Here is a 13,192-nt window from a genome sequence, read left to right as displayed (position 1 = left end):
CCTCCGTCAGTACCGCCGCAGCAGGCGGCCGTCTTCGTCGTACTGGAACCCGCGGTCTTCGAACAGCGCTCGAGCGGCCTCGACGTCGAGTTCGCCCCCTTCGCCGGGGAACGGGGCGACCGGGTCCGTACCATCCCACGTCAGATCGGGCTCCGAGTCGGGGAGCCACTCCTCTCCGACGGGCGTTACGATCGGGTCGGCCTCACCGTGGAAGACGTCGTCGACGATCCAGGCCTTGTCTATCAGGTGGGCGACCGCACGACGGAAATGAACGTTGCCGACCGGCCCCCGGCGCGTGTTGAACCCGAGGTAGTAGAACGTCGGCGAGCGGGCCTCGAGGCGGCGCACCGAGCCGTCGGCGTCGGCCACCGCCGGAATCCGATCGAGCGCGTCGGCCTCGAGCATCGACGCCGTCAGATCGGCGTCCCCGGCGACGGTTCGCTGGATCGCGGACGCGCTGCTCGGGTCGATGTCGAAGTACAACTCGTCGATCGAGGCTGTGGGAGTGCGAGAGTGCGCCGCGTCCTCGTCGCTCCCGTCGTTCCCGTCGTTCCCGTCGCTCTCCGTCCGTCCGTGGGGTTCGTCGTTCGCCCCATCTTCGTCTATAGTCGCGGTCGTGTTCCCGTCGCGGTCCGCGCTCTCGTCCGGGAACGAGGGTACCGCGAAGTGTCCCTCGTATCGCTCGAGCGTGATGGAATCACGCTCCGCCCGGTCGGCGAGCCGGTACGGGCCGCTCCCGATCGGTTCGACGTCGCCGGCGACGGGGCCCCAGCGCCCCTGCGGGGCCGAGACGGCAGCTTCCTCGTCGTCCGGTTCTGATTCGTACCCCGGGTCGAGCCCGGGATCGGTGTCGAGGGTAGTGTCCGCCTCGTCCTCGCGGCCGCGGTCCGGATCGACGCCGTATTCGGCGAGCCGCTCGATCCAGACGTGTTCCGGGAGGATCGGAACCGTCGCGATCCGGTTTGCGACCTCGGGACCGGCATCGACCGTGATCGACAGTTCGGTTTCGCTGCGAACCTCGACGTCGTCGACCGCGGCGACGCGTCCCCGGTACCGCGGTGCAGGGGAAGGGACGGGGGCGTTACCGAGGGCGGTGTCGGCGAGAAACCGGTACGTGAAGGCGACGTCCGCGGCGGTGATCGGTTCGCCGTCGTGAAAGTATGCATCCTCCCGGAGCGTGATCCTCGCGGTCGTCCGCCGAGGAGAGTCGGTTCCGTCGCGGTTCGGTTCCGGTTTGGATTCCCACTCCCACCGATCGGCGAGCCACGGCCGGATCGTTCCGGTTTCGCGATCGATCGTGCCAAGCGAGTCGTACAGGAGGTCGACGATTACGTCGCGGTCTCGCATCGTCACCGAGAGGGGGTTGCAGTTCCGGGACGGCCGAGAATCGAGGAGGAGCGCGTGGAGGCGATCCGTCGAGCCGTCGCCCGTGGTACTGGCGGAGTCGAGACCGAGATAGTCGAGTTCGGTGCCGAGCCAGCCGTCCGACCAGCCGTCGATCGACTCGGGTCGGACGAGGCGGTGCTCGATCGGCCGGCAGATCGGCTCGAACGGCTTCCGTTCGGCGACGTAGGCGAGTACCGACTCGACGGCCGCCCGCCGTTCCCGACCGTCGGCGCGACGCTGGGTCTCGAGGGCTTCGTCGAGGGCCATGTCAGTGACCCCGAAGGGGTTCTGTCGACCGGCCTCGGTCGCGAACTGCGAGTGCAACGCTCCGTAGAGGAAGTCGGGGTCGAGATCGGGACCACCGTCGACGGGGTACCGACCGACGAAGAGGTCGAACTCGTGATCCAGCAACACTGCCTCGAGAAATTCCGAGGACTGTCGGACGTCCAGCGCCACGTCGATGCCGACGGCCTCGAGGGTCGACTCGAGATGGCGGGCGATCCGGATCGCGCCGCGGTCGTCGTCGGTGGGGACGGTACCGAGCGTCACCGAGAGTTGCGGGCCGCCGTCGTCGACGACGCTGCGGACGCGGGTGGCACAGCCGCTCGTCGGCACTGCAGCGACGGCCGCGGCGGCGAGCACGGAGCGACGACTCACGCGCTCGTCGGGGAGGGTGGAGGGCGAGGATGGGGGCAGGGCGTTCCGATTCATTCGCTTCCTTCGGGGTTCTTCGTCGTTGATATATAACAGTATTGTGTACGATATTCCGGTATTGATTGTGGTTACGGACCGTCGGACCGGCCTACTTGCGGTAACTATGCGGTACTGGCTCCTGGCTGCCGGGCGCCGTTTTCACCCGTCGGTCTCGGGGGCGGAGCCTCGAGCCTCGAGTCTCGAGTCTCGAGTCTCGAACGCAACATCAATAGGCGAACCGACGAAACGACACGCCATGAGCGTCGCCGCCGAACGGATCGAACGGCTGCACGACCTGGCTCGAGCGGCGGCGACAGAGGGCGAGCAGGAGCGCGCGCGATACTACGTCCGGCTCGCGCGACGGGTCGCGGAGCGCAACCGCCTCAGTCTCCCGCGGACGTTCCGCCGGTTCACCTGCGACGCTTGCGACGCCTATCTCCGACCCGGACGGAACGCTCGAGTCAGGCTGCAGGACGGCCACGTCGTGATCACCTGCGACTGTGGTGAGCAGGCACGGTATCCGTACGAGGACTGAGCAGGTGGGCTCGAGAGTGCGAGATGTGAGAGCACGAGAGCGCCGGGTAGCGACCCGATGGAGTGTGGAACCACGATCACGACTCGGGTGCTTCCCGTATTGTCGGCCGACGGCCCCGCCCGTGTGACTACCTGTGGTAACCGGGCCGTCACGGAGCCGTCCCCGGGCTGAACGTATCGAACGCCGACGGTCCGGCGTCGGTCCGCCGTCCGCCCGCCGTCAGTCCAGTTCGCGAAGATTCAAACGGCTTGACTCCATTACTCGAGGGTATGGATAGACAGGAACTCAAGAAACGAGCGCACGACCTCGACGTCACCGTCTGGGTCGGCAAGAGCGGTATCGAATCCGTCGTCGACGAACTGGACGACCAACTCGCGGACCGGAAGCTGGTGAAGGTGAAGTTCCTCCGGGCCGCCCGGGCCGGGAGTTCGACCGAGGAGAAGGCGGCTGACCTGGCCGAACGGGTCGGAGCCGAACTCGTCGAGACCCGCGGGCACACCGCGGTGTTGCATCGATGACCGGGGCTCCCTCGCAGGCGGCCGACGAACTCGGCCCGATCGGCAGCGCACTCGAGGAGTTTATGGGTGCGACGATCGCCGATAGCCTCGAGGGACTGATCCTCTTCGTCGCCGCGTTCGTCGTCGTCTACGGCATCGGAAAGGCCGTTCTCCTGCCGATCGTTCGACGTGGGCTCGAGGCGCGCGAACTCGACGCCCACGCGCAGAAGCCACTGCTCAAACTCGCCACGTTCGGGGTCGTCTTCCTCGCGGTCGCGGTCGCGTTCGGCTTCGCTGGATTCGGCAACTTCCTGGTCTCGATGGCCGGCATCGCCGCGGCCGGCGCGCTGGCGGTCGGCCTCGCGATGCAGAGTACGATCTCGAACTTCGTCTCCGGTGTGTTCATCTACATCGACAAGCCGTTCCGGATCGGCGACTGGATCGAGTGGGAGGACCACTCGGGCGTCGTCGAGGACATCAGCCTCCGGGTCACTCGCGTTCGTACCTTCGACAACGAACTGTTGACGGTGCCGAACGCGCAACTGACTGAAAGCGTCATCAAGAACCCGGTCGAGGCGGACCAGCTCCGGATGAAGTTCGTCTTCGGCATCGGTTACGACGACGACATCGATCAGGCGCGCCGGATCATCGTCGACGAGGCGGAACGCCACCCGGATATCCTCGACGATCCCGCGCCGAGCGTGCGGTTGACCGAACTCGGCGACTCCGACGTCGGGCTTCAGTCGCGGTTCTGGATCGCGGACCCCTCGCGGGCCGACTTCGTCCGCATCAGGGGCGAGTACGTGACCGAGGTGAAACGGCGGTTCGACGAAGAAGGGATCGACATCCCGTACCCCGTCCGGACTCTCGAGGGCGGCCTCGACCTCGCGAACGAACAGGGCGTTCTCGGCGCGGCCGAGTAGGCGGTTCGGTTCCCTCTCCTCCCCTGCGATAATTCGAGGGGATCGGTGGATCACTCGAGCCGGTACACGGAATCGATCTGTTTCTCCTCGAAGCCGTTCTCGGCGTAGAACCGGCGCGCACCGCTGTTTTCGATCTCGAAGGATACCTTGAGGAGGTCACATCCCTTTTCCCGGCCCATCTCCTCGACGCGGTCGATGACCGCCGACCCGTAGCCCTCGCTTCGGTATCCCTCTTTCACGAACAGGTTCACGATACGGAGGTACTCCGAGTACTCCCTCGAGGGGTGAGTTCCCTTCCGGAGGGTGACGAAGCCGACCGTCGTTCCTGATTTCGATTCCGACTCCGACTCCGATTCCGACTCCGAGTTCGATTCCCGGAGCAGATAATTCGTGACGTCCTCGCTCTCGAGTTGGTTGCGAAACTCCTCCTCGACGGCCTCGCTCGCGGCGCCATCGGACAGTTCGTTCAGGTCGGAATACTGTACCATATCCGTGGCCAGCGCGCGCCAGAGTTCGGCCAGCGTCTCGAGGTCGCTTTCGTCCGCTTTTTGCAGTTGCAGCGTCATCCCACCGGTCCTCGTGATATCATCGAACCAACGTGAAGAACGTTTCCGTTTTTCGAAGCGTCGGCTGGAATTCCGAGGTGTCGGCTCTCCCAGTCCCGTCACTCCTCGGAGAGGTCCGTCACCGTCGCGTTCTCGGGCGGGTCGAACGCGAACGTGTCGTCGCCGACGTCCCCGTCGTTGAACGTCACGGTCTCGAACCGTTCGGTCATGACGTAGCGGTCGGCGTCGTCCGCCGATTCGGCGCTCACCACGAGTTCCTCCTTCAGCGGGTACTCGTACTCCGCATCGATCCAGAGACGCTGCTCGTCGGCGACGAGTTTCTCGGTCGGGTCGATCGTCTCGAGGGCGTAGACGAATTCGGTGTCGCCGACCAACAGCGAGATTCCCTCGGCGACCGTCTCGTTTTTCGCTTCGACGGCGAGGACGTGGGCCTCGCGGTCGGCGACCGTCTCGGTCCCCAGGTACTCGAGGTCGTAGAGGTCGCTCTGCCGGTCGGCTTGCGCTGCGCGGTCGGCCCGAACCGCGTCGTCGTCGAAGGGCTCCTCGACCGGGAAGTAGCTCGCGGACGGCCCATCGGGGTCGTACCACCACGAAACCGACGCGTTCGAGACGTAGACCTCGCCGACGCGATCGGGCGCGGACGACTCGAGGACTTCGCTGCGGTACTCGACGTAGGGGCGTTCGACGACCGCGACGCGTTCGGTTCGCGTTTCGGCGTCGCCGGGCTCGCCGATCGTCACGGTCGTCGTCCGCTCGCCGCGGACGTTCTCGAGGGCCTCCGAGTGGACGAATGCGCCCTCGAACACGGCTGCGGGGTCGGGCGATTGCTCGGACTCGGCTTCCGGGCCCGGTTTCGGCGCCGTGGTCGACGGCCCGTCGTCGCCGTCCTCGAGGACGACGCAGCCGCTCAGCGGAACGACCAGCACCAGGAGACAGAGGACGATCGCGGTTCGACGAGATGTCATCGTCCTCACCCATCATGGGGGTCCTCCTAAACTTTACTCGATCCATGAACGTACCCCAGGCGTTGAACGTCCCTTCGGCTCACCCTCGTCGACCCGGGGTCCGGTCCCCAGCAGACGCGCCGGTCGCCGTGCCGACGCCGGTGACCGTTCCGTTCCCTTCTCTCGTATCTCACGCAGGCCCCCGTGTTGCGGGCCGAATCCGGCGGCTACGCGGTCGTTCGTGTCGTCGACACCATGTAGATCCCGGCCGCCATCACCGCGCCGCCGAGGACGAACCGCGACCCTGGCGATTCGCCGAGCACTGCCGCCCCGAAGAGCGCGCCGACGACCGGCTGGGCGAAGAAAAACGCCGAGACGACGCTCGCGTCGACGTACTCCATCCCCTTGTACCAGAGGTACCACGCAGCCGCGGTTCCGAGCAGTCCCAGGTAGAGAACCGCGACGACCAACTCCGGCGTCGGCTCGATCGCCCGCAGCGACGCCCCGGTCATCGCGACCTCGACCGGGACCAGCGCCCCGAGGATCGGGACCGCGACGGCACAGGAGTAGGTGGCGGTCTCGAGGGCGGAGTAGCGTTCGATCAGCGGCTTTCCGAAGACTGTATAGACAGCCCAGGTCGCGCTCGCGACCAGGAGCATCCCGATCCCGACGGTCGCCGAGCCGGTCAACTCCGCGAGGTCGTACTGGCCCGAGAGCACGACGACGGTGCCGACGATCGCCGTGACGATGCCGACGACCAGGCGACCGGAGAGCCGTTCGCCCAGCACGGACACACCGAGCAGGATGGTAAACACGGGGGTCAGCACGGTCACGAGCGATCCCTGGCTGGCGGTGGTCAGGGCCGTCCCGAGGAACTGGGTCGCAAGCGACGCGGCGACGGCCACGCCCAGGGCGGCAAACCCCAGCAGGTCGCGACGCGAAAACCGCCGGCGCGGCGCTGTCGCCCGGACGACGACGAGCAAGGCGGCGGCGCCGACCGCCACGCGGAGGAACGCCAGCGTCAGCGGCGGGACGGCGTCGAACCCCCACTTGCTCACGACGTAGAGGCCGCCCCAGAGTGCGGCAGCGGCGAGCGGCGCCAGCGCGAACAGATACGTGGAGAGCCTCGACCACACGGGTTTGGACGACAGTCGGGGCATTCGACTCGAGCTATGGGTCCGAGGAGGATGGTCGCTCTCGTTAGAATGTTAACGCCGGTCGCGCCGCCGAGCGGACTCGACGGCCGACACCGTCGGCACGAGCAGTTTCCGTTCGGCCCGTCGCAGCGTCTTCGAGACTGCCGGATCGGACACGTCGAGCGCGTCGGCGAGGTCGCCGAGCGTCGCCGATCGGGGCACGTCGTAGTAGCCGTCTTCGACGGCCCGCCGGAGCGTCTCGCGTTCGGTGGGTGTGAGGCCCCGGGCACGCTCCAACACGGTCGATCCGACCGCCTCCGCCCGCACGTCCTCGAGGACAGTCGCGGGATCGATGACCCGACGACTCCGGAGTTCGCACTCGTCGTCCGCAGTTTCGAGCGTCTCGAGGGCCGCGTCGGCGGCGGCCTCGTCGTCGAACCCGATCTGCCAGCGTTCGCTCCCGTCGACGTTCTCGAACGGCCCGGTGAGGTAACCGCCGTGGTCGACGACCGTCCCCATTACGTCGGTCGTCCCCATCGCGAGCCGGGCCCGTCCCGTCCCGCCGCGCTTGGCGAGCAGTTCGAACCGCGTCGTCTCCTCGTGGTTCCGAACGACGTCCAGCCCCTGCTCGAGTGCGGCGCGGTCGGCCGCGTCGGCGAGGACCCGCAACTCGAGGGTGGACCGCTCGCGGTGATAGCGCCAGTGAGGGGTCACGAACGCGACGTCGTAGGCGTCGCTCGCCGCACTCAACGGACAGTCACACTGCCGGACCGTCAGGGCGAGGCTGATCATACTGGCCTCTGGACGCGGACGGGCAATCGCCTTGCGGTTACGGCGAACGCGGCACCGATCGAAACGGATCGGTCTACCGGCCTGACGGCTCGGCGGTGGTGAGGAATGAGGTATGAATGCGGATTCCGCGATTGCCCGGCGTTCCGGCCGGGGGAATCCCGGTTGCCTTCTCCACCCCGCGACCCGTCGAGCGACAGGTGTCCGGCGGTCCACTGCTCGCTTCCGCGCCTGATGGGCTGTCGCCGGCTAACCGCGATGGGACGTCCCTGCGGACGGCCACCGCGGACCGCTGTCCCCGACGGACGAGGCTTCTCTGTTGGCTCCCGGGGCCCCGGCCGGTCTGACCGGACGCCCGCGGCGTTCGGTCCCCGCTAATGACCATAGCGCGGGTTACGAGCAGGGCCAAACTGCCCGACCTATCCAGTTCTTCGTAGACGGTTACACCTTAAGGGCCTTTCGCCTCCAGAATCGCCCGACCGGACGGGGCCGCTGACCCGGACGCCTTCGCTCCGTGTGCTCGAGAACGTCGTCGGAATCGGCGGCGCTCGGCTCAGTCTCACACTCCGCAGCCGACTCGGTCGAGACGTTCTGCTCGAGGTCGAAGTCAGGGATTTCCCTGTCTTTCGTACGGTCTAACGCGGAGTGGTGTGGCCCGCAGCGGATTTCGTCGACGCACGGAAACGGGGGTGTGACCGACTGAATCACTGAAAACCAGCGGCGTCGACTGGACCCAGTTCATCGAACGGAACCGGCGTCGGTTCTTGGACCCTGAACCCGGCGTCGGAAGCAGCATCAGGGCGGAAGCGATCACTCGCCCTCGAGCGGGATGGCCTTAAATTTGCTAGGCCACGTTAGTTGATAACACACCATCTCGAGCCGGGGACTCCGATGGAGGAAAAGGCCCATTACCGAGCCGACACATCGTCCTGGCATGGGACTCGGCAGCACCGCAAAGAAACTTCAGGGGCTCTCGGATCGGGCCGAAGCGATGTACAAACAGGTACAGCAACTCCAGAAGCGGATCATCAGTCTGGAAGAGGAAATGGACGAGACCCACGACACGGTCAACCGGATCGACCACCAGCTTACCGAGCAGCGCGAACTCCTGCTGGCGATCGCCGACGAACAGGGAATCGACGGCGAGGAGATCCTCGCAGACGCGGCGATCGACGACGTGGACCTCGAGGAGGCTGAAGACGCGACTGACGGGGACGCGACCGCAGCCGACGCCGAGGACGGCGAGACCGAAGCCTAACGAGCCGTCGACGCCGAGGAACGCTCATCGGTCGCTCGCACCCGCTTCGATGGGGTTTTCGTGCCGGTTCGATCGTTCGGCAGTGCCGGACCGGGAGAGCGTAAAAGCAAGACCTAACAACAGTGGCAACATTTGCCAGCACAATGACGACCCACGAGCGACCGTTGGAGTCGGTACTCGAGACGATCGGTGACACGCCGCTCGTCCGCGTACAGGATGGCGTCGAGGGCGTACGCATCTACGCAAAACTCGAGTCGTTCAACCCGGGGGCGAGCGTGAAAGATCGGATCGGCCGCTACATGCTCGAGCGGATGCTCGAGCGCGGAGACGTCCCCGCCGGGGGAACGATCATCGAGCCGACCGCCGGGAACACCGGCATCGGGCTCGCGATCGCGGCCGAACAGCTCGGTCTCGACGCGATCTTCGTCGTTCCCGAGCGGTTCAGCGTCGAAAAACAGCAGCTGATGGACGCACTCGGTGCGGAGATCATCAACACCCCGACAGAGGACGGAATGGGCGGCGCGATCGACCGTGCACAGCAACTCGCCGAGGAACTGGACGACGCAGTCGTCCCCCAGCAGTTCTCGAACCCGCTGAACGCGGAAGCACATCACGCGACCACTGGCCCGGAAATCTACGAGGCGCTGGACGGCGAGGTCGGCGCCGTCGTCGCGGGGTGTGGCACCGCGGGCACGCTCATGGGAATCGCCCGCTACGCCCTCGAGCAGGACCCCGACACCTACGTCGGTGCCGTCGAACCGGAAGGGTCACTGTACGGCGAGGTCGTCGGCGAGGATCGCGAGGAAGGGGAGTACAAGATCGAAGGGATCGGCACGCACGATCCATCGACGAACGAACTGTTCGATCCGGAACTGGTCGACGACGTCTACGCTGTCGCCGATCGCGAGGCCCACGACGAACTCGTCCGCCTCGCACGCGAGGAAGGACACCTGGTCGCCTCGAGCGCGGGTGCAGCAAGCGTCGCGGCGAAACGCATCGCCCGCGGGATCGCCGACGGGACGATCGACGCCCCCCACGACACCGTGGTCACCGTCTTCCCGGACTCGAGCGAGCGATACCTCTCGAAGGGGATCTATCGTTCGTTCGACGAGTGGAGTTCGTAACTCGGTCCGCCGACGGCGGGTCGCCGCGCCCCCGGTTCAGAGTGAAACGGTCGATCCAGGGGACCGACGCGTCGTCGCCTGCGGCTCGGATCGACGTTCGATCCCGACCCCGATCCCGATCTCGACCGTGGCGCTCAGCGAACGTCAGCTTTACCCCGGTGCCGGTGGCTGACGGAGCGTGGTCGCGTCGACGACGTCGAGTTCGTCGTCGCGTTCGACTTCCCAGACGCGAAGCACGAGGTGGGCCTTGCAGTGATGTTCCACCATCTCCATCCCCGTATTCCGGTTCTTGAGGACGAGCTGGCACGTCCCCTCGTTCGTACAGCTCCCGGACCGGTCACACATGGGTACTGGTACCGCGTACTCCTCTGTCGAATAAGTCTCTGTCGGTAACTGGGGTCGAAACCGACGTACAACCATCAAGGACCGCCATATCGCGGTGTGGGGCGATCGCCCGTATCTCGTCGCTCGTCGTCATTTCAGCAACCGCCGGTGTTCGACCTTCATACAGCGATCCTGTACGACGGTCGTTCCCGCCCCCTCGGCGCGTACTGTCGCCTCGTCGTCTTCGATTCCCAACTGGGTCCAGATCGCCTCGACGTCGTCGCGCTCGAGCGCTTCGTCGACGATCCCTGCCACCTCGTCGCTGGGGCGGAAAATACAGACCACGTCGACGTCGACCTCCTCGTCGAGTTCCGAGAGCGAGTCGACCGCTCGTCGGCCGAGGATTTCGTCGGCGAACGGGTTCACCGGGTACACCTCGTACCCGTGGTCCGCGAGGTACGACGGGACGTCGTGGGCCGCCTTGCCCGGTGTACTCGAGCAGCCGACGACGGCGACGGTTTCGGCCTCGAGCACCGCTTCGATCTCCGCGTCGGACTCGACTGGCATACCGTAGCGTAGCGTAGCGGGTCTCGGCCCTAAACACCTATCGTCCGTTCTCCCGAGAATCTACAGATCGGCGGGGGTCCGTTTCAGGCAGAGAGTCCCGCCGTCGTGATGTCCGGCTCGTCGCCGTCGCCGTCGCCGTCCTCGAGTTCGATCACGCCATCGAACAGTTGCTTGAGCGTGTTCATCGTCTGGTCGTCGTGTGACGTCGAGTCGATAACGTACAGCCCGAGGGCGTCGGCGCTCTGGACGCGGCCGGTAAAGACGTGCAGGAATCGGAACACCGTCTGGAGGTCCGAGTACATCAACAGCGTCGAAATCGAGTGTAACAACACGCGATTCTGGGTCACGCCCCGGTTCTCGTAGAACTCCTGGAGGAACTCGGAGAGCTTGATCCCGATACCGGTCATGTCGACCGGCGAAGACGCGTACTTGATCCGCGGATCGTTCTCGACGGCACCGATACCACGCTGTTTCGTGACACAGTCGACGACCCCGACGGGAGTAGTGTCGGATGCGGACTGCTGAGTGTCCGACGACAACTGCTCGAGTACCTTGTCGGCACTGTCCTTGGTCGAAACGACGATCGTTCCGTCGCCGCTGCTCATCCCACTCCTGAGGATGTCGAACGCGATCTCCCGCTTGCCCGTGAGCGGCGGACCGGCGATAAGGATGTTCGTCCCCGGACCGAGGTCCGTGTCCGGGAGGACATCTACGAGGTCATACATACCAGATACTCACATCCGTCCGTGACCGTCTCGGCAGCCAGCACTCTGTACCAACGTCTGGTATGAAAATACAGGATCCAGTTTATAATCCTTTTGATAGGGCCCACGAACGAGTGCTTCTCGAGGCTGGAACGAGCCGAGCCCGGCGCGAAATCGAGAACCACACACCGGGAACACACTGGGTTCGGTGGTCACATACGAAGCCAGGGCCAGGGAAGCCGACCGAGACCGAACGCCGGACTAGCCCGCGGTCACGTGATCACACGGCGTCGTCCACGCGGTGCTGTCCACGCCGCTCACACGCCACCGACCTCGAGCGATGCCCTGCCGACGACGAACGCCAGTGCTGCAAGGAACATCCCGTACTTGAGCCACGACTGACCCCTGGTCGGATCGTCGAAACTCCGGACGGCCGCGGCCAGCATCACCGCGTCGGCGGGCACGACCAGTGCCAGATACACCACATCGAAGTACCCCAGCAGGTACGGGACTGGACTCGCCAGAACGCCGATCGTGAGCAGAACGGCCGCGATCCACAGCGCCCGCTGCTCGCCCACCGCGATCGGAAGCGTGTTGAGCCCCTCCTCACGGTCCCCCTCGAGATCCTCGACGTCCTTGACGATCTCGCGAGTCAGGGTCGCGATCGCCGCGAGCAAGAAGAGGACGACCGCCGGGGCGATCTCCCCGACCGCCGCCGCACCGAACAGGAACGTACTCCCTACGAGGTACGCGACCAGCGCGTTCCCCAGCCCCGGCAGTCCCTTGAACAACTCGGTGTACGCCACCAGGCTCAGGAGGTTGATCCCCGCGATCGCGATCGCCAGCGTCGGCAGCATCACCGCCAACACGACTGCGACTGCGAAAAGAACGATACTGAACGCGAGCGCACCACGCGGACTCACCGCTCCCCGCGGGATCGCCCGATCGGGGCGGTTGATCCGATCGATCTCGCGGTCGAAGTAGTCGTTGATGGCGTTTCCGGCACCCACCGCCAGGCCGGTCGCGGCTACCGCCGCCGCTACCTCGGCGGCGTGATCGGCGATCCCACCGGCAACGAACGCACCGATGAACGTCAACAGGCTCGCGGCGATCACGTTCACCGGCCGCGTCAACTCGAGCAACCCTCGGACCGTCTCCCGCGCTGTCATGGCACAGCGGTGAGTGGTCAGGCCGAGTGGTTAAACGGTGCGATCCGACTCGCAACGGAACCGCAACAGGAGAATTCGTCGACCGCGCCGTTCGGTTATCGCCACTCCTCGAGATCACAGAGGAGATCGTCCTCGACCGAGATCCACTTCGTGATCCGGTCGTCCCCCGTCGCGTCGACAGGAACCGCCGTCCAGACCTCCTCGTCGTCCGTGAGCAACTCGAGGGGCTCGTCCGCGGACTGACCATCGTCGGGAATGGGGGCCTCGTTCAGCGACATATCCGGCCGTAGGACCTCCACTTAAAGACCGCCGTCGCTGATTTTCATTGACCGGGAATTCGGGTCGAGTCGTGGCGGTGTCGGGGCCCTCGAGCCGTGTCGAATCCGGGCAGGGCGGTGTGGTTTCGCCTATCAATCGGATCGGGAATCGAGACACTTATACGGAACCCGCGGAAATGAACGGGTGCGGGCGCTTAGCTCAGTCTGGACAGAGTGCTTGGCTTCGGACCAAGTTGCCGCGGGTTCAAATCCTGCAGCGCCCATCCGTTTTTCGAACAGTCCACGTTCGCAAGACGGCG

Annotated in this window: 15 protein-coding genes, 1 tRNA gene and 1 other RNA gene; 6 read left to right on the top strand and 11 right to left on the bottom strand. The window is 65.7% G+C overall.

The window, feature by feature from the left end:
* Positions 1–6: 6 nt before the first annotated feature.
* Positions 7–2,097, bottom strand: coding sequence for an ABC transporter substrate-binding protein (locus tag CHINAEXTREME_RS17490; protein WP_007142474.1), 2,091 nt, complete (start codon positions 2,095–2,097; stop codon positions 7–9).
* A gap of 238 nt (positions 2,098–2,335) precedes the next feature.
* On the opposite strand from CHINAEXTREME_RS17490, the gene CHINAEXTREME_RS17485 reads away from it, so the two are divergent.
* From CHINAEXTREME_RS17485 to CHINAEXTREME_RS17475, 3 genes are all read left to right on the top strand, one after another.
* Positions 2,336–2,614 (top strand): ribonuclease P protein component 4, encoded by a 279-nt coding sequence (locus CHINAEXTREME_RS17485; protein ID WP_007142473.1) that lies wholly within the window; start codon positions 2,336–2,338, stop codon positions 2,612–2,614.
* A 269-nt stretch (positions 2,615–2,883) separates the two neighbouring features.
* The gene (locus CHINAEXTREME_RS17480; protein ID WP_007142472.1) at positions 2,884–3,132 is read left to right on the top strand and encodes a YhbY family RNA-binding protein; all 249 of its coding nucleotides are present in this window, start codon (positions 2,884–2,886) and stop codon (positions 3,130–3,132) included.
* On the top strand, positions 3,129–4,034 hold the full coding sequence (locus CHINAEXTREME_RS17475; protein ID WP_007142471.1) for a mechanosensitive ion channel family protein: 906 nt from the start codon (positions 3,129–3,131) through the stop codon (positions 4,032–4,034). The genes CHINAEXTREME_RS17480 and CHINAEXTREME_RS17475 overlap by 4 nt, the downstream gene beginning before the upstream one ends.
* Before the next feature lie 50 nt (positions 4,035–4,084).
* On the opposite strand, the gene CHINAEXTREME_RS17470 is transcribed toward CHINAEXTREME_RS17475, so the two are convergent.
* From CHINAEXTREME_RS17470 to ffs, 5 genes are all read right to left on the bottom strand, one after another.
* Positions 4,085–4,600: a GNAT family N-acetyltransferase gene (locus tag CHINAEXTREME_RS17470; RefSeq protein ID WP_007142470.1), complete on the bottom strand. Its 516-nt coding sequence runs from the start codon at positions 4,598–4,600 to the stop codon at positions 4,085–4,087.
* 98 nt (positions 4,601–4,698) lie between these two features.
* Positions 4,699–5,565, bottom strand: a complete 867-nt coding sequence (locus tag CHINAEXTREME_RS17465; RefSeq protein WP_007142469.1) for a LolA family protein — start codon at positions 5,563–5,565, stop codon at positions 4,699–4,701.
* A 206-nt stretch (positions 5,566–5,771) separates the two neighbouring features.
* Positions 5,772–6,704: a DMT family transporter gene (locus tag CHINAEXTREME_RS17460; RefSeq protein ID WP_007142468.1), complete on the bottom strand. Its 933-nt coding sequence runs from the start codon at positions 6,702–6,704 to the stop codon at positions 5,772–5,774.
* 48 nt (positions 6,705–6,752) lie between these two features.
* A complete protein-coding gene (locus tag CHINAEXTREME_RS17455; RefSeq protein ID WP_007142467.1) occupies positions 6,753–7,472 on the bottom strand; it encodes a helix-turn-helix domain-containing protein in 720 nt (239 codons plus the stop codon).
* A gap of 115 nt (positions 7,473–7,587) precedes the next feature.
* Positions 7,588–7,899, bottom strand: an RNA gene (gene ffs, locus CHINAEXTREME_RS17450) — signal recognition particle sRNA.
* 504 nt (positions 7,900–8,403) lie between these two features.
* Here ffs and CHINAEXTREME_RS17445 point away from each other — a divergent pair.
* Together CHINAEXTREME_RS17445 and CHINAEXTREME_RS17440 are read left to right on the top strand one after the other, a co-directional pair.
* A complete protein-coding gene (locus CHINAEXTREME_RS17445) occupies positions 8,404–8,727 on the top strand; it encodes a DUF5798 family protein (RefSeq protein WP_007142466.1) in 324 nt (107 codons plus the stop codon).
* Positions 8,728–8,870: 143 nt separating this feature from the next.
* Positions 8,871–9,851: a PLP-dependent cysteine synthase family protein gene (locus CHINAEXTREME_RS17440; protein ID WP_007142465.1), complete on the top strand. Its 981-nt coding sequence runs from the start codon at positions 8,871–8,873 to the stop codon at positions 9,849–9,851.
* Between the two features lie 150 nt (positions 9,852–10,001).
* On the opposite strand, the gene CHINAEXTREME_RS17435 is transcribed toward CHINAEXTREME_RS17440, so the two are convergent.
* From CHINAEXTREME_RS17435 to CHINAEXTREME_RS17415, 5 genes are all read right to left on the bottom strand, one after another.
* Positions 10,002–10,196 (bottom strand): hypothetical protein, encoded by a 195-nt coding sequence (locus CHINAEXTREME_RS17435; protein ID WP_007142464.1) that lies wholly within the window; start codon positions 10,194–10,196, stop codon positions 10,002–10,004.
* 129 nt (positions 10,197–10,325) lie between these two features.
* Positions 10,326–10,742 (bottom strand): CoA-binding protein, encoded by a 417-nt coding sequence (locus CHINAEXTREME_RS17430; protein ID WP_007142463.1) that lies wholly within the window; start codon positions 10,740–10,742, stop codon positions 10,326–10,328.
* An 83-nt stretch (positions 10,743–10,825) separates the two neighbouring features.
* Positions 10,826–11,467, bottom strand: a complete 642-nt coding sequence (locus CHINAEXTREME_RS17425) for an RAD55 family ATPase (protein WP_007142462.1) — start codon at positions 11,465–11,467, stop codon at positions 10,826–10,828.
* A 296-nt stretch (positions 11,468–11,763) separates the two neighbouring features.
* A complete protein-coding gene (locus CHINAEXTREME_RS17420; protein WP_076738764.1) occupies positions 11,764–12,615 on the bottom strand; it encodes a geranylgeranylglycerol-phosphate geranylgeranyltransferase in 852 nt (283 codons plus the stop codon).
* Positions 12,616–12,710: 95 nt separating this feature from the next.
* The gene (locus CHINAEXTREME_RS17415) at positions 12,711–12,893 is read right to left on the bottom strand and encodes a DUF7511 domain-containing protein (protein WP_007142460.1); all 183 of its coding nucleotides are present in this window, start codon (positions 12,891–12,893) and stop codon (positions 12,711–12,713) included.
* 188 nt (positions 12,894–13,081) lie between these two features.
* Here CHINAEXTREME_RS17415 and CHINAEXTREME_RS17410 point away from each other — a divergent pair.
* Positions 13,082–13,156, top strand: a tRNA-Arg gene (locus tag CHINAEXTREME_RS17410).
* The last annotated feature ends 36 nt before the right edge of the window (positions 13,157–13,192 follow it).

Origin of the sequence: Halobiforma lacisalsi AJ5, assembly GCF_000226975.2 — an archaeon.
GTDB classification, from domain to species: Archaea; Halobacteriota; Halobacteria; order Halobacteriales; family Natrialbaceae; genus Natronobacterium; species Natronobacterium lacisalsi.
The sequence above is the reverse complement of the archived record's forward strand: the minus strand, read 5'-3'. Positions and strand labels throughout refer to the sequence as shown.

What these genes read in the sequence shown, in the direction of transcription:
- CHINAEXTREME_RS17490 (WP_007142474.1), bottom strand. Translation starts at nt 2,097, where the DNA reads ATGAATCGGAACGCCCTGCCCCCATCCTCGCCCTCCACCCTCCCCGAC.
- CHINAEXTREME_RS17485 (WP_007142473.1), top strand. Translation starts at nt 2,336, where the DNA reads ATGAGCGTCGCCGCCGAACGGATCGAACGGCTGCACGACCTGGCTCGA.
- CHINAEXTREME_RS17480 (WP_007142472.1), top strand. Translation starts at nt 2,884, where the DNA reads ATGGATAGACAGGAACTCAAGAAACGAGCGCACGACCTCGACGTCACC.
- CHINAEXTREME_RS17475 (WP_007142471.1), top strand. Translation starts at nt 3,129, where the DNA reads ATGACCGGGGCTCCCTCGCAGGCGGCCGACGAACTCGGCCCGATCGGC.
- CHINAEXTREME_RS17470 (WP_007142470.1), bottom strand. Translation starts at nt 4,600, where the DNA reads ATGACGCTGCAACTGCAAAAAGCGGACGAAAGCGACCTCGAGACGCTG.
- CHINAEXTREME_RS17465 (WP_007142469.1), bottom strand. Translation starts at nt 5,565, where the DNA reads ATGACATCTCGTCGAACCGCGATCGTCCTCTGTCTCCTGGTGCTGGTC.
- CHINAEXTREME_RS17460 (WP_007142468.1), bottom strand. Translation starts at nt 6,704, where the DNA reads ATGCCCCGACTGTCGTCCAAACCCGTGTGGTCGAGGCTCTCCACGTAT.
- CHINAEXTREME_RS17455 (WP_007142467.1), bottom strand. Translation starts at nt 7,472, where the DNA reads ATGATCAGCCTCGCCCTGACGGTCCGGCAGTGTGACTGTCCGTTGAGT.
- CHINAEXTREME_RS17445 (WP_007142466.1), top strand. Translation starts at nt 8,404, where the DNA reads ATGGGACTCGGCAGCACCGCAAAGAAACTTCAGGGGCTCTCGGATCGG.
- CHINAEXTREME_RS17440 (WP_007142465.1), top strand. Translation starts at nt 8,871, where the DNA reads ATGACGACCCACGAGCGACCGTTGGAGTCGGTACTCGAGACGATCGGT.
- CHINAEXTREME_RS17435 (WP_007142464.1), bottom strand. Translation starts at nt 10,196, where the DNA reads ATGTGTGACCGGTCCGGGAGCTGTACGAACGAGGGGACGTGCCAGCTC.
- CHINAEXTREME_RS17430 (WP_007142463.1), bottom strand. Translation starts at nt 10,742, where the DNA reads ATGCCAGTCGAGTCCGACGCGGAGATCGAAGCGGTGCTCGAGGCCGAA.
- CHINAEXTREME_RS17425 (WP_007142462.1), bottom strand. Translation starts at nt 11,467, where the DNA reads ATGTATGACCTCGTAGATGTCCTCCCGGACACGGACCTCGGTCCGGGG.
- CHINAEXTREME_RS17420 (WP_076738764.1), bottom strand. Translation starts at nt 12,615, where the DNA reads ATGACAGCGCGGGAGACGGTCCGAGGGTTGCTCGAGTTGACGCGGCCG.
- CHINAEXTREME_RS17415 (WP_007142460.1), bottom strand. Translation starts at nt 12,893, where the DNA reads ATGTCGCTGAACGAGGCCCCCATTCCCGACGATGGTCAGTCCGCGGAC.